Source organism: Pseudomonas sp. GM102, from assembly GCF_000282555.1.
Classification (GTDB): Bacteria; Pseudomonadota; Gammaproteobacteria; order Pseudomonadales; family Pseudomonadaceae; genus Aquipseudomonas.
This window is the reverse complement of the sequence record NZ_AKJB01000071.1, coordinates 116,765-130,078: the sequence shown is the minus strand read 5'-3', so window position 1 is coordinate 130,078 and position 13,314 is coordinate 116,765. Positions and strand designations below refer to the sequence as shown.

The following is a 13,314-nucleotide window of genomic DNA, read 5'->3' as shown; positions in this document are numbered from 1 at the left end:
ACTGCGTTTTCACACGGTCTGCAAAGCTGCGGTCTTTTCATTTCAGGGCTTGTGGATAACTTATTCCACAGTCACCGACTTTGCCAGGTTACGCGGCTGGTCAACGTCAGTGCCTTTCAATACAGCGACGTAGTACGAGAGCAGCTGCAGCGGGATGGTGTAGAGGATCGGCGACAGGATGTCGTGGATGTGCGGCATCTGGACGACATGAGTGCCTTCGCCATTGGTCATGCCGGCCTGCTCGTCGGCGAAGACGATCAGCTCACCACCACGGGCGCGGACTTCCTGGAGGTTGGATTTCAACTTCTCCAGCAACTCGTTGTTCGGCGCCACAGTGACGACGGGCATATCGTTATCCACAAGCGCCAACGGGCCATGTTTCAATTCGCCCGCCGGGTAGGCTTCTGCGTGGATGTAAGAGATTTCCTTGAGTTTGAGGGCCCCTTCCATCGCCACCGGGAATTGCGCGCCGCGACCGAGGAACAGTGTGTGGTTCTTCTCGGCGAACAGCTCGGCGATTTTCTCCACGGTGCTGTCCATGGCCAGGGCTTCGCCTAAACGGGTCGGCAGGCGACGCAGTTCTTCGACCAGTGTGGCTTCGACACCTTCGGCCAACGTACCGCGAACCTGACCCAGGGACAGGGTCAGCAACAGCAGGCCAACCAGTTGAGTGGTGAAGGCTTTGGTCGAGGCCACGCCGATTTCGCGACCGGCCTGGGTCAGCAGCGTCAGGTCCGATTCACGCACCAGGGAGCTGATGCCGACGTTGCAGATTGCCAGGCTGGCGAGGAAACCGAGCTCCTTGGCATTGCGCAGCGCGGCCAAGGTGTCGGCGGTTTCACCTGACTGGGAGATGCTCACGAACAGGGTGTCGGGCTGCACCACTACCTTGCGATAGCGGAATTCGCTGGCGACTTCGACCTGACATGGGATGCCAGCCAGTTCTTCGAGCCAGTAACGGGCAACCATGCCGGCGTGATAGCTGGTGCCGCAGGCGACGATCTGTACATTGCGCACCTTGGCGAACAGCTCGGCCGCTTGGGGACCGAATGCCTCGACCAGCACCTGGTTCTGACTCAGGCGACCTTCGAGGGTGCGCTGCACCACGGCTGGTTGCTCGTGAATTTCCTTGAGCATGTAATGGCGAAATTCGCCCTTGTCAGCCGCTTCGGCCCCGTCACGGTACTGAACGCTTTCACGCTCGACGAGTGCGCCGTTGATATCCCAGATCTGCACGCTGTCGCGGCGAATTTCGGCGATATCGCCTTCTTCCAGGTACATGAAGCGGTCGGTGACCTGGCGCAGTGCCAATTGGTCGGACGCCAGGAAGTTTTCACCCAGGCCGAGACCGATCACCAGCGGGCTGCCACTGCGGGCCGCCACCAGGCGATCCGGTTGCCGGGCACTGATCACCGCCAAGCCGTAAGCACCGTGCAGTTCTTTGACAGTCGCTTTCAGGGCCGCAGCCAGGTCGGGCTGCTCATTGAGTTTTTCGTTCAGCAAATGCGCGATGACTTCAGTGTCAGTGTCCGACGTGAACACGTGGCCCAGCGCCTTGAGTTGCTCGCGCAGGGCTTCATGGTTCTCGATGATGCCGTTGTGCACCACCGCCAGATCGCCGGAAAAATGCGGGTGCGCGTTGCGTTCGCACGGCGCGCCATGGGTCGCCCAGCGGGTGTGGGCAATGCCCAGACGGCCGACCAGAGGCTCTTCGATCAGCGCCTGTTCCAGTTCGCTGACCTTGCCCGGACGACGCGTGCGCAAGAGTTTTTCATCGTTGGTGTACACCGCCACACCGGCGCTGTCATACCCACGGTACTCCAGACGCTTGAGGCCTTCGAGCAGGATAGCGGTAACGTTACGTTCTGCGACTGCACCGACAATTCCACACATGCTAGTTCTCCTGACTGACGGCGGCGCAAATCAAATTAATGCCGCGGGCCTGAATCTGATCGCGTGCCGCAAGTGGCAGGCGATCATCGGTGATGAGGGTATGGACGCTGCTCCATGGCAGCTCCAGATTGGGAATTTTGCGGCCGATCTTGTCGGCCTCGACCATCACGATCACTTCGCGGGCAACCTCGGCCATGACACGGCTCAAGCCCAGCAATTCGTTGAAGGTGGTGGTCCCGCGTACCAGATCGATGCCATCAGCACCGATAAATAGCTGATCAAAGTCATATGAGCGTAGTACTTGCTCGGCCACCTGACCCTGGAAGGACTCGGAATGCGGGTCCCAGGTCCCCCCGGTCATCAACAGCACCGGCTCGTGCTCGAGTTCGCTCAAAGCGTTGGCGACATACAGGGAGTTAGTCATCACCACCAGACCCGGTTGCTGGCCGAGTTCCGGGATCATCGCGGCGGTGGTGCTGCCGCTGTCGATGATGATTCGCGCATGCTCGCGGATCCGCGTGACGGCGGCGCGGGCAATGGCCTGCTTGTATTTGGAAACCGGTTGGCCGAGGTCGGCGACCAGTTCCTGAGGCATGGTGACCGCCCCGCCATAACGACGCAGCAACAGACCGTTGCTTTCGAGCGCCGCCAAATCCTTGCGAATCGTAACTTCCGAAGTTTCGAAGCGCTTGGCCAACTCATCCACGCTGACTTCGCCCTGCTCATTGAGCAAGGCGAGGATGTTGTGGCGTCGTTGGGGCGTGTTGCGTTTCGACATGACGGGTAAGTTTCGATTCGAAAGATAACGTAAGTAATCAAAACCTATTGTCAAAACTTCGTCAAGCGGGACACGATAAAAATGATCTGTGGATAAAAAGCTTCGCGGGCAAGCCTCGCTCCTACGGACGGTGATATTCCGTAGGAGCGAGGCTTGCCCGCGAAAGCAATCTCATGGCCAGCACATCATGAACTGTGGATAACTCAGCTCTTCTTGATCTTCTCCGGCCGCTTCCAGCCATCGATGTTCTTCTGCCGAGCCCGACCCACAGCCAACTGGGCCTTATCCACATTCTGGGTAATGGTCGAACCGGCAGCCGTCGTCGCACCCGCCGAGATATCCACAGGCGCCACCAACGAGTTGTTGGAACCGATGAATACATCTTCGCCCAACACGGTTTTCCACTTGTTCGCCCCATCGTAGTTACAGGTGATGGTGCCTGCGCCGATGTTGGTACGCGCACCGATCTCGGCGTCGCCCAGATACGTCAAGTGACCGGCCTTGGCGCCCTCGCCCATATGGGCGTTCTTCAGCTCAACGAAGTTACCCACATGCGCGCGAGCTTCCAGCACCGTACCCGGACGCAAACGAGCGAACGGGCCGGCATCGCTGCCTTCACCGAGTATCGCGCCTTCGATATGGCTGTTGGCCTTGATCTGCACGCCTTTGCGCAGGGTGCTGTCCTTGATCACGCAGTTCGGCCCGATCACCACGTCGTCCTCGATGACCACTTTGCCTTCGAGGATCACGTTGATGTCGATCAGTACATCCCGACCGACCGTGACCTCACCCCGCACATCGAAACGTGCCGGGTCGCGCAGGGTCACGCCCTGAGCCATCAAACGACGAGCGGCGCGCAGCTGATAGTGACGCTCAAGCTCGGCCAGTTGCTTGCGATCGTTGGCGCCCTGCACTTCCATGGTGTCATGGGGGTGTTCGGTAGCCACCACCAGACCATCACTGACCGCCATGGCGATCACGTCGGTCAGGTAGTACTCGCCTTGGGAATTGTTATTGGAGAGACGACTTACCCAATCACCCAGACGTTCGAAAGGTAGTGCCAGAATGCCTGTATTGCCCTCAGTGATCGCACGCTCGACGTCGTTGGTGTCTTTATGCTCGACGATGGCGGTAACTTTGCCGGCGGCATCGCGGACGATGCGGCCGTAACCCGTCGGGTCATCCAGCTCGACCGTCAACAGGCCCAGTTGCTGCGGTGCAGCCAGCTTGAGCAACCGTTGCAGGGTTTCGACTTCGATCAACGGTACGTCGCCGTACAGAATCAGCACGGTGTCAGACTTGATAAACGGTACAGCCTGGGCCACCGCATGTCCGGTACCGAGCTGTTGATCCTGCAGGACGAAATTCAGGTCATCGGCCGCCAGACGTTCGCGCACCGATTCGGCACCATGGCCGATCACCACATGGATGCGTTGTGGAGCTAGTTGCCGGGCCGTGTGGATAACATGGCCAAGCATTGAGTTACCGGCAACCGGATGCAGGACTTTCGGCAAGGCCGAACGCATGCGCGTGCCTTGGCCGGCAGCGAGGATAACGATTTCAAGAGACATGACAGGCTACTAATCCTGGGGGGTCAGCGACTGCGACCGGGTGATGAAAGTCGGAAAAGAAAAAAGGGTAGCCGAGGCTACCCTTTTTAATCAATCGCGCAATAAGTCGATGGCCTATTAGTGGCCGAACTTCTTGCGGATCTGCTGGACGGTGCGCAGCTGAGCTGCAGCCTCGGCCAGACGTGCGGCAGCAGCTCCGTAATCGAACTCTGCGCCTTTGTCATGCAGGGCCTTCTCGGCAGCCTGAACTGCTTCCCGAGCGGAGGCTTCATCCAGGTCGGCAGCACGTTGCACGGTGTCGGCAAGAACCTTGACCATGTTCGGCTGAACCTCGAGGAAACCACCGGAGATGTAATACACCTCCTCTTCCCCGCCCTGCTTGATCAGGCGGATCGGACCCGGCTTGAGATTAGTGATCAGCGGCGCGTGACCCAGGGCGATACCAAGATCACCCAGTGCACCGTGCGCAACCACCATCTCGACCAGGCCGGAAAAGATTTCCCCTTCCGCGCTGACGATATCGCAATGGACTGTCATAGCCATCTGATTGCCTCAACCTAAATTAGCGCCCGTTGCCGGGCGCCGGGATTACAGTTTCTTGGCTTTCTCGATCGCTTCTTCGATGCCGCCGACCATGTAGAACGCTTGTTCTGGCAGGTGGTCGTAGTCACCGTTGAGGATGCCTTTGAAGCCAGCAATGGTGTCTTTCAGGGAAACGTATTTACCCGATGCACCGGTGAAGACTTCAGCCACGAAGAACGGCTGCGACAAGAAACGCTGGATCTTACGAGCACGGTTTACCAACTGCTTGTCGGCTTCCGACAGCTCGTCCATACCCAGGATCGCAATGATGTCCTTCAGTTCTTTGTAGCGCTGCAGAACATACTGTACGCCGCGAGCGGTGTCGTAGTGGTCCTGGCCGATTACGTTCGGGTCCAGCTGGCGCGAAGTCGAGTCGAGTGGATCGACCGCTGGGTAGATACCCAGGGAAGCGATGTCACGGGACAGAACGACGGTGGCGTCCAAGTGGGCGAAAGTGGTCGCTGGCGACGGGTCAGTCAAGTCATCCGCAGGTACGTATACCGCTTGGATCGAGGTGATCGAACCGTTTTTGGTCGAAGTGATACGCTCTTGCAGAGTACCCATCTCTTCGGCCAGGGTCGGCTGGTAACCTACTGCAGAAGGCATACGGCCCAGCAGTGCGGATACTTCAGTACCGGCCAGGGTGTAACGATAGATGTTGTCGACGAACAGCAGAACGTCGTTACCTTCGTCACGGAACTTCTCGGCCATGGTCAGGCCGGTCAGTGCTACGCGCAGACGGTTACCCGGCGGCTCGTTCATCTGACCGTAAACCAGTGCCACTTTGTCCAGAACGTTGGAATCCTTCATCTCGTGGTAGAAGTCGTTACCCTCACGAGTACGCTCACCCACACCGGCGAACACGGAATAACCGCTGTGCTCGATGGCGATGTTACGGATCAGTTCCATCATGTTTACGGTTTTGCCTACACCGGCACCACCGAACAGACCGACTTTACCACCCTTGGCGAACGGGCAAACCAGGTCGATAACCTTGATGCCGGTTTCCAGCAGGTCGTTGCCGCCCGCTTGTTCAGCGAAGGTTGGCGCAGGACGGTGAATGCCCCAGCGCTCTTCGGTGTCGATCGGGCCAGCTTCGTCGATCGGGTTACCCAGAACGTCCATGATCCGGCCCAGGGTCGCTTTACCGACTGGTACGGAGATGGCTGTGCCAGAGTCAGTGACTTCCAGACCGCGCTTCAAGCCCTCGGTGGAACCCATCGCAATGGTACGAACCACGCCGTCGCCCAGCTGTTGCTGAACTTCCAGGGTGGTTTCGGCCGCGCTCACTACTTTCAGCGCGTTGTAGATGCTCGGTACGCTGTCGCGTGGAAATTCCACGTCGATAACGGCGCCGATGATTTGAACGATACGTCCGCTACTCATAGCTGGATCCTCTGAATATTTGAACCGTTAAACCGCGGCAGCGCCGCCGACGATTTCCGAGATCTCTTGGGTGATCGCAGCCTGACGCGCCTTGTTGTAGACCAGCTGCAAATCGCTGATCAAATCACCGGCGTTGTCGGTAGCGTTCTTCATCGCGATCATCCGCGCAGCTTGTTCAGCCGCGTTGTTCTCGACCACCGCCTGGTAGACCTGCGACTCCACGTAACGGACCATCAAGCCGTCAAGCAGCTCTTTGGCGTCCGGTTCGTACAGATAATCCCAGTGGTGCTTGAGTTCTTGATCCGGGGTTGCCACCAGTGGAATCAACTGCTCCACGGTAGGCGATTGCGTCATGGTGTTGATGAACTTGTTGGACACCACGGACAGGCGGTCAATACGGCCGTCCAGGTAGGCATCCAGCATCACCTTGACGCTGCCGATCAAGTCATTGATCGACGGCTCTTCACCCAGGTGGCTGATAGCTGCAACGACGTTACCGCCGAAGTTGCGGAAGAAAGCCGCACCCTTGCTACCCACTACACACAGATCAATCTCGACGCCGTTTTCGCGGTTTACCGCCATGTCCTTGACCAGGGCCTTGAACAGGTTGGTGTTCAAGCCACCACACAGACCACGGTCACTGCTCACCACAACGTAACCGACGCGCTTTACTTCACGGTCGATCATGAATGGGTGGCGATATTCCGGGTTGGCGTTGGCCAGATGGCCAATAACCTGGCGGATGCGCTCCGCGTAAGGACGGCTAGCAGCCATGCGCATTTGTGCCTTGCGCATTTTACTGACCGCCACTTTTTCCATGGCGCTGGTAATCTTTTGCGTGCTTTTGATGCTCGCAATCTTACTGCGAATCTCTTTTGCGCCTGCCATGTAACACCTATCAGGTTAGCAAGCGGGAGCCTTGCGGCTCCCGCTGCGGCTTACCAGGTTTGGGTGGCCTTGAACTTCTCGATACCGGCTTTCATGCCAGCGTCGATTTCGTCATTGAAGTCACCCTTCACGTTGATCTTCGCCATCAATTCGGCGTGATCGCGGTTGAAGAAAGCAATCAGCGCTTGTTCAAAGCTGCCGATCTTGGCGATTTCGACGTCAGTCAGGAACCCACGCTCAGCGGCATACAGCGACAGCGCCATGTCAGCGATCGACATTGGTGCGTATTGCTTCTGCTTCATCAGCTCGGTAACGCGCTGACCATGCTCAAGTTGCTTACGGGTCGCTTCGTCCAGGTCAGAAGCGAACTGGGCGAATGCCGCCAGTTCACGGTACTGAGCCAGAGCGGTACGGATACCACCGGAGAGCTTCTTGATGATCTTGGTCTGAGCAGCACCACCCACACGGGATACCGAAACACCGGCGTTCACAGCAGGACGGATCCCGGAGTTGAACATGGCCGATTCCAGGAAGATCTGACCGTCGGTGATGGAAATCACGTTGGTCGGAACGAACGCGGAAACGTCGCCAGCCTGGGTTTCAATGATCGGCAGTGCGGTCAGGGAACCGGTTTTGCCGGTCACTGCGCCGTTGGTGAACTTCTCTACGTATTCTTCCGAAACGCGGGATGCGCGCTCCAGCAGACGGGAGTGGAGATAGAACACGTCGCCTGGGTAAGCTTCACGGCCTGGTGGACGGCGCAGCAGCAGGGAAATCTGGCGGTAAGCCACTGCTTGCTTGGACAGATCGTCATAAACGATCAGCGCGTCTTCACCGCGGTCGCGGAAGAATTCACCCATGGTGCAACCGGAGTACGGAGCCAGGAACTGCAGTGCTGCAGATTCCGAAGCGCTCGCCGCCACGACGATGGTGTTAGCCAGTGCGCCGTTTTCTTCCAGCTTGCGAACCACGTTGGCGATGGTCGATTGCTTCTGACCGATGGCTACGTAGACGCAGAAAATGCCGCTGTCTTTCTGGTTGATGATCGCGTCGATCGCCAGAGCGGTTTTACCGATCTGACGGTCACCGATGATCAGCTCACGCTGGCCACGGCCGACAGGGATCATGGCATCGACAGCCTTGTAGCCAGTCTGTACAGGCTGGTCTACCGACTTACGCCAGATCACGCCTGGAGCAACTTTCTCGACCGCATCGGTCTCGGTGTTGTTCAGCGGACCTTTGCCGTCAACAGGGTTACCCAGTGCGTCGACTACGCGACCCAGCAGTTCCTTACCAACCGGAACTTCGAGGATGCGGCCGGTGCACTTGGCGCTCATGCCTTCAGCCAGAGACTGGTAGGAGCCCAATACAACGGCGCCTACAGAGTCTTGCTCGAGGTTGAGAGCCATACCGAAGACGCCGCCCGGAAACTCGATCATCTCGCCGTACATGACGTCGGCCAGACCGTGAATCCGCACGATACCGTCAGATACGCTGACGACAGTGCCTTCGTTACGGGCTTGGGAGGTCACATCGAGCTTGTCGATGCGGCCCTTGATAATTTCACTTATTTCGGAAGGATTGAGTTGCTGCATTGCTCTGCTGCCCCTTCAAACTCAAGATTTCAATGCTTCGGCAAGGTTCGCGAGTTTGCCGCGAACCGAGCCATCGATAACCAGGTCGCCGGCGCGGATGACAATGCCCCCAATCAGGGATTTGTCTTCCTCGACTTGCAGGCGCACTTCCCGGTTGAGTCGTGCACTGAGAACCTTGGCGAGTTTGTCTTGCTGTTCTTGGTTCAATGCAAAAGCACTGGTCACTTCAACGTCTACCGACTTCTCTTGTTCAGCCTTGTACAGGTCGAACAGAGCGGATATCTCCGGCAAAAGCGGGAGACGGTCGTTTTCGGCAACGACGTTAATGAAGTTCTGTGCCTTGGCATCAAACTTGTCGCCGCACACGTCAATAAACGTGGCGGCCTTGTTTGCGCTCGTCAGTCGCGGGGCCTTGAGCACGCGCTGCATGGTGTCGTCTTGCGACACTGCTGCAGCCAGGCCGAGCATGGCTGACCAAGAGGCCAGTTGCTGGTGGGCCTGGGCGTGCTCGAAGGCTGCCTTAGCGTAAGGTCGGGCCAACGTGGTCAATTCTGCCATGATCGCCCTCGCTTAAATTTCAGCAGCCAGTTTGTTTACCAGCTCCGCGTGCGCGTTTTGATCGATTGTGGCACCCAGGATCTTCTCGGCGCCGCCGACAGCCAGTGCACCCAGTTGGGCACGCAGCGCGTCTTTGACACTGTTCAGTTCCTGCTCGATCTCGGCCTGAGCCTGAACCTTCACACGGTCAGCGTCGATACGGGCTTTTTCAACAGCCTCTTCAACGATCTGGTTACCGCGTTTCTTGGCTTGCTCAATGATTTCGGCTGCCTGAGCTTTCGCTTCGCGCAGTTGTTGACCCGCTTTATCTTGGGCCAACTCCAGGTCGCGAGCTGCTCGGGCGGCAGCGTCCAGTCCATCCGCGATCTTCTTCTGACGTTCGTGCAAAGCCGCGATGACCGGAGGCCATACGAACTTCATGCAAAAAAGTACAAAAATTAAGAACGCAACGGACTGGCCAATCAGGGTTGCATTAATGTTCACGCCAACACCTCGCTCGTTCGTTGCACAACACACTAATCACTCGACGATTCGAGTGATTAGCCAGCGAGTTGACCAACGAATGGGTTCGCGAAGGTGAAGAACAGAGCGATACCAACACCGATCATGGTTACGGCGTCGAGCAGACCGGCAACGATGAACATTTTAACTTGCAGCATTGGAACCATTTCTGGCTGACGCGCGGCGCCTTCCAGGAACTTGCCGCCCAACAGGCCGAAACCAATTGCGGTACCCAGTGCGCCCAGGCCGATCAACAGTGCAACAGCGATAGCGGTTAGACCAACTACAGTTTCCATCTTTCCTCCCGACTTTTACGTCGTATGGTTTAGGTTTTTTAGATTTTAAAGCGGTAAAACAAATCGTTTCATAGCCCTGTTCGGGCCCCCACCCGTGTTACCGGATGGGACATCAGACTAGTCGAGACTGGTCTTAATGGTTCTCTTCGTGCGCCATCGACAGGTAAACGATGGTCAACATCATGAAGATAAACGCCTGCAGGGTGATGATCAGGATGTGGAACACAGCCCACGCCCACTGCAGAACTACGCCCAGGCCGCTAAGCCAGAGCAGACCGCTGCCGAACATCACAGCAATCAGAATGAAGACCAGTTCGCCGGCATACATGTTGCCGAACAGACGCAGTGCCAACGAGATCGGCTTGGCAATCAGTGTCACGAACTCAAGCAGGAAGTTCACCGGAATCAGCAGGGCTTGAACGAAGATGTTCTTGCTGCCGAACGGGTGCAGGGTCAGTTCGCCGATGAAACCGCCGATGCCCTTGACCTTGATGCTGTAGAAAATGATCAACGCGAATACCGACAGGGCCATGCCCAGGGTAGCGTTCGGGTCAGTGGTCGATACGGCGCGGAACGGAATGTGCGGATCGCCGGAGATCAACATGGCCACTTGAGGAATCCAGTCAACCGGAATCAGGTCGACGGCGTTCATCAGGAAGACCCAGACGAAGATGGTCAGCGCCAACGGTGCAATCACCGGGCTACGGCCATGGAAGCTGTCTTTCACGCTGCCATCGACGAATTCGACCAATACTTCAACGAAGTTCTGCAAAGCACCAGGCTGACCGGAAGTCGCCTTCTTTGCCGCCATGCGGAAAAGAAGAACGAAAATCAGACCCAACGCGACCGACCAGCCGAGAGTATCGACGTGGAAAGCCCAGAAGCCCATTTCTTTGGCTTCTGCTGCGGTGTGGGCAAAACCCCACCCGCCAGTTGGGTGCTGACCGAAGGTCAGGTTTTGCAAGTGGTGCTGGATATAGCCCGAAGCGGTTGTCTCTGCCATGGTTGCCTCAAACGCCCTAAGGTCTCGAAAGTCTTGTTCTCATTAGCAGGGGAGCGAACCAGCTAACCAGTTGGGTCAGCACGAAGACGCCGAATACTGCTAACGGCGCCAATGGCTTCACACCTGCAAACGTCAATGCAAACAGCACTGCCGTCAAAATCAGTTTGCCCGCCTCGCCGGCATAAAAAGACCGGACGATGGCTTGAGCTGCTCGGGCGCCGGAAAACCGAAATGCCCTGTGAGCAAAATAAATATTGGGAAGCAAGGCTATCAGGCCTCCGCAGAGCCCTGAGTACCCGGCAACGACTCCATGCCATTGCCAGAGCGCCAAAGCGGCAATCAGCAAAACGACAAATTGAGCCATTAACACCGGAAAAACTGCCAGGCGATGGAACGGCAAGCGGTCTGGCGTGCGGTTTTCCATCTCTTTTGCTCCCCAATGGTCGGCTGCCAGAATTCAATAACTTGGCATAATTTGTGCCGACAAAATGCGCGCAGAGTATAGGGGCGGTTCTGCCCCTATTCAACTGTCAGGTAGTGATTTCCGACTTCACGCTACATGAGGAATTGTTTCAGCGGATGTGTGCGAGCACACCTTGAAGCTCATCAAGAGAGTTGTAGCCGATCACTAGCTGCCCCTTACCCTTCTTTCCGTGGCGGATCTGCACCGCAGAGCCTAGGCGCTCGGCCAGACGCTGCTCGAGCCGGGCGATATCCGGGTCCGGTTTTGCAGGTTCCACAGGCTCCGGTTTGCCACTCAACCACTGGCGAACCAGTGCTTCAGTCTGGCGCACAGTCAGCCCCCGTGCGACAACATGTCGCGCCCCTTCAACTTGTTGATTTTCCGGCAAACCGAGCAAGGCACGGGCATGACCCATTTCCAGGTCGCCGTGAGACAGCATGGTTTTGATGACTTCCGGCAGCGAAATCAGGCGCAGCAGGTTGGCGACGGTGACGCGGGACTTACCCACAGCCTCGGCCACTTGTTGTTGAGTCAGCTGGAATTCCTGCTGCAAACGCTGCAAGGCCACCGCTTCTTCGATCGGATTGAGGTCTTCGCGCTGGATGTTCTCGATCAGCGCCATGGCGATGGCGGTTTCATCCGGCACATCGCGAACCATCGCCGGGATGGTTTCCTGGCCAGCCTGCTGGCTGGCACGCCAGCGGCGTTCGCCGGCGATGATTTCGAAGCGCCCGCTGCCGATCGGGCGAACCACGATCGGCTGCATCACGCCCTGGGCCCTGATCGACTGCGCCAGCTCTTCCAGCGCTTGAGGATCCATGTCCCGACGCGGCTGGTACTTGCCACGCTGGATCAGGTCCAGGGGCAGGTGCTGCAACTCACGCTGGTCGGCTTGTACCGCTTGCTCTTCCAGCGAGCTGACAGTCGGACCACTCAGCAGTGCATCCAGTCCACGTCCGAGACCTCGTTTCTTGACGGCCATGGGGATTCCTTAAGTTGCCTGAGCAGCGGCGATGCGTGAGTTTTTGCGCTGACGGCGAACCATCTCGCCCGCCAATGCCAGATAGGCAATCGCGCCCCGCGATGATTTGTCGTACGCCAGCGCCGGCATGCCATAGCTTGGCGCTTCGGCCAAGCGGATGTTACGTGGAATCACGGTGTCGTAGAGCTGATCGCCGAAGTGTTCCTTGAGCTGCACCGATACGTCGTTCATCAGGCTCAGGCGCGGGTCGTACATGGTCCGCAACAGGCCTTCGACTTTCAGGTTAGGGTTCAGCAGTTCGGCAATGCGCTTGATGTTATCCACAAGGTCGCTCAACCCTTCGAGCGCGAAGTACTCGCACTGCATGGGGATAATCACCCCGTCGGCGGCAACCAGCGCATTGAGCGTCAACATCGACAGCGACGGCGGGCAGTCGATCAAAATGTAATCGTAGTTTTCACGGATCGGCGCCAACGCACTGCGCAGACGGCTTTCCTTCATCTGCATTTCCAGCAGAACGACTTCGGCCGCGGTCAGGTCGCGGTTGGCCGGCAGCAATTGATAACCGCCATGCTCGGAATAGTGCATGGCCTGGGCCAGATCGCATTCGCCGATCAGCAGGTCGTAGACCGAGTTTTCCAGGCCGTGTTTATCCACACCGCTACCCATGGTGGCGTTGCCCTGTGGATCGAGATCGATCAACAGCACCCGACGCTTGGTAGCGACCAGGGAAGCTGCGAGGTTGATGCAGGTGGTGGTCTTGCCCACACCACCCTTTTGGTTCGCTATCGCGAATACCTTAGCCATTCTTGCTTGTG

The 13,314-nt window shown here is 57.5% G+C and carries 14 protein-coding genes; all 14 read right to left on the bottom strand.

Annotated elements, in window-relative coordinates; translation table 11 throughout:
* Positions 1 to 60 precede the first annotated feature (60 nt).
* Entirely contained in the window at positions 61 to 1,893 is a 1,833-nt protein-coding gene (gene glmS, locus PMI18_RS10450) for a glutamine--fructose-6-phosphate transaminase (isomerizing) (RefSeq protein ID WP_007903041.1), read from the bottom strand.
* 1 nt (position 1,894) lies between these two features.
* Positions 1,895 to 2,671, bottom strand: a complete 777-nt coding sequence (locus PMI18_RS10455; protein WP_007903040.1) for a DeoR/GlpR family DNA-binding transcription regulator — start codon at positions 2,669 to 2,671, stop codon at positions 1,895 to 1,897.
* Between the two features lie 203 nt (positions 2,672 to 2,874).
* Positions 2,875 to 4,242, bottom strand: a complete 1,368-nt coding sequence (glmU, locus tag PMI18_RS10460; protein ID WP_007903039.1) for a bifunctional UDP-N-acetylglucosamine diphosphorylase/glucosamine-1-phosphate N-acetyltransferase GlmU — start codon at positions 4,240 to 4,242, stop codon at positions 2,875 to 2,877.
* A 117-nt stretch (positions 4,243 to 4,359) separates the two neighbouring features.
* Positions 4,360 to 4,785: a F0F1 ATP synthase subunit epsilon gene (locus PMI18_RS10465; RefSeq protein ID WP_007903037.1), complete on the bottom strand. Its 426-nt coding sequence runs from the start codon at positions 4,783 to 4,785 to the stop codon at positions 4,360 to 4,362.
* Between the two features lie 45 nt (positions 4,786 to 4,830).
* Positions 4,831 to 6,210 carry a F0F1 ATP synthase subunit beta gene (gene atpD, locus PMI18_RS10470; RefSeq protein ID WP_007903035.1) on the bottom strand — a complete coding sequence of 460 codons (1,380 nt, stop codon included), beginning with the start codon at positions 6,208 to 6,210 and terminating at the stop codon, positions 4,831 to 4,833.
* Positions 6,211 to 6,237: 27 nt separating this feature from the next.
* The gene (gene atpG, locus PMI18_RS10475) at positions 6,238 to 7,098 is read right to left on the bottom strand and encodes a F0F1 ATP synthase subunit gamma (RefSeq protein ID WP_007903034.1); all 861 of its coding nucleotides are present in this window, start codon (positions 7,096 to 7,098) and stop codon (positions 6,238 to 6,240) included.
* A gap of 50 nt (positions 7,099 to 7,148) precedes the next feature.
* The gene (atpA, locus tag PMI18_RS10480) at positions 7,149 to 8,693 is read right to left on the bottom strand and encodes a F0F1 ATP synthase subunit alpha (RefSeq protein WP_007903032.1); all 1,545 of its coding nucleotides are present in this window, start codon (positions 8,691 to 8,693) and stop codon (positions 7,149 to 7,151) included.
* Positions 8,694 to 8,714: 21 nt separating this feature from the next.
* Positions 8,715 to 9,251, bottom strand: coding sequence for a F0F1 ATP synthase subunit delta (locus PMI18_RS10485; protein ID WP_007903030.1), 537 nt, complete (start codon positions 9,249 to 9,251; stop codon positions 8,715 to 8,717).
* 12 nt (positions 9,252 to 9,263) lie between these two features.
* On the bottom strand, positions 9,264 to 9,734 hold the full coding sequence (locus tag PMI18_RS10490; protein WP_007903028.1) for a F0F1 ATP synthase subunit B: 471 nt from the start codon (positions 9,732 to 9,734) through the stop codon (positions 9,264 to 9,266).
* A 56-nt stretch (positions 9,735 to 9,790) separates the two neighbouring features.
* A complete protein-coding gene (gene atpE / locus PMI18_RS10495; protein ID WP_002555987.1) occupies positions 9,791 to 10,048 on the bottom strand; it encodes a F0F1 ATP synthase subunit C in 258 nt (85 codons plus the stop codon).
* Positions 10,049 to 10,181: 133 nt separating this feature from the next.
* On the bottom strand, positions 10,182 to 11,051 hold the full coding sequence (gene atpB, locus PMI18_RS10500; protein ID WP_007903023.1) for a F0F1 ATP synthase subunit A: 870 nt from the start codon (positions 11,049 to 11,051) through the stop codon (positions 10,182 to 10,184).
* Positions 11,052 to 11,067: 16 nt separating this feature from the next.
* Positions 11,068 to 11,475 carry a F0F1 ATP synthase subunit I gene (locus PMI18_RS10505; RefSeq protein WP_007903021.1) on the bottom strand — a complete coding sequence of 136 codons (408 nt, stop codon included), beginning with the start codon at positions 11,473 to 11,475 and terminating at the stop codon, positions 11,068 to 11,070.
* Positions 11,476 to 11,623: 148 nt separating this feature from the next.
* Complete coding sequence (locus tag PMI18_RS10510) at positions 11,624 to 12,496, bottom strand: ParB/RepB/Spo0J family partition protein (RefSeq protein ID WP_007903018.1); 873 nt, start codon at positions 12,494 to 12,496, stop codon at positions 11,624 to 11,626.
* A gap of 9 nt (positions 12,497 to 12,505) precedes the next feature.
* Positions 12,506 to 13,303, bottom strand: coding sequence for a ParA family protein (locus tag PMI18_RS10515; protein WP_007903016.1), 798 nt, complete (start codon positions 13,301 to 13,303; stop codon positions 12,506 to 12,508).
* Between the last annotated feature and the right edge of the window lie 11 nt (positions 13,304 to 13,314).

Coding starts and splice junctions, on each gene's coding strand:
- glmU (WP_007903039.1), bottom strand. CDS start 4,242: ATGTCTCTTGAAATCGTTATCCTCGCTGCCGGCCAAGGCACGCGCATG.
- atpB (WP_007903023.1), bottom strand. CDS start 11,051: ATGGCAGAGACAACCGCTTCGGGCTATATCCAGCACCACTTGCAAAAC.
- PMI18_RS10515 (WP_007903016.1), bottom strand. CDS start 13,303: ATGGCTAAGGTATTCGCGATAGCGAACCAAAAGGGTGGTGTGGGCAAG.
- atpG (WP_007903034.1), bottom strand. CDS start 7,098: ATGGCAGGCGCAAAAGAGATTCGCAGTAAGATTGCGAGCATCAAAAGC.
- atpD (WP_007903035.1), bottom strand. CDS start 6,210: ATGAGTAGCGGACGTATCGTTCAAATCATCGGCGCCGTTATCGACGTG.
- atpE (WP_002555987.1), bottom strand. CDS start 10,048: ATGGAAACTGTAGTTGGTCTAACCGCTATCGCTGTTGCACTGTTGATC.
- PMI18_RS10465 (WP_007903037.1), bottom strand. CDS start 4,785: ATGGCTATGACAGTCCATTGCGATATCGTCAGCGCGGAAGGGGAAATC.
- PMI18_RS10505 (WP_007903021.1), bottom strand. CDS start 11,475: ATGGAAAACCGCACGCCAGACCGCTTGCCGTTCCATCGCCTGGCAGTT.
- PMI18_RS10455 (WP_007903040.1), bottom strand. CDS start 2,671: ATGTCGAAACGCAACACGCCCCAACGACGCCACAACATCCTCGCCTTG.
- atpA (WP_007903032.1), bottom strand. CDS start 8,693: ATGCAGCAACTCAATCCTTCCGAAATAAGTGAAATTATCAAGGGCCGC.
- PMI18_RS10485 (WP_007903030.1), bottom strand. CDS start 9,251: ATGGCAGAATTGACCACGTTGGCCCGACCTTACGCTAAGGCAGCCTTC.
- glmS (WP_007903041.1), bottom strand. CDS start 1,893: ATGTGTGGAATTGTCGGTGCAGTCGCAGAACGTAACGTTACCGCTATC.
- PMI18_RS10510 (WP_007903018.1), bottom strand. CDS start 12,496: ATGGCCGTCAAGAAACGAGGTCTCGGACGTGGACTGGATGCACTGCTG.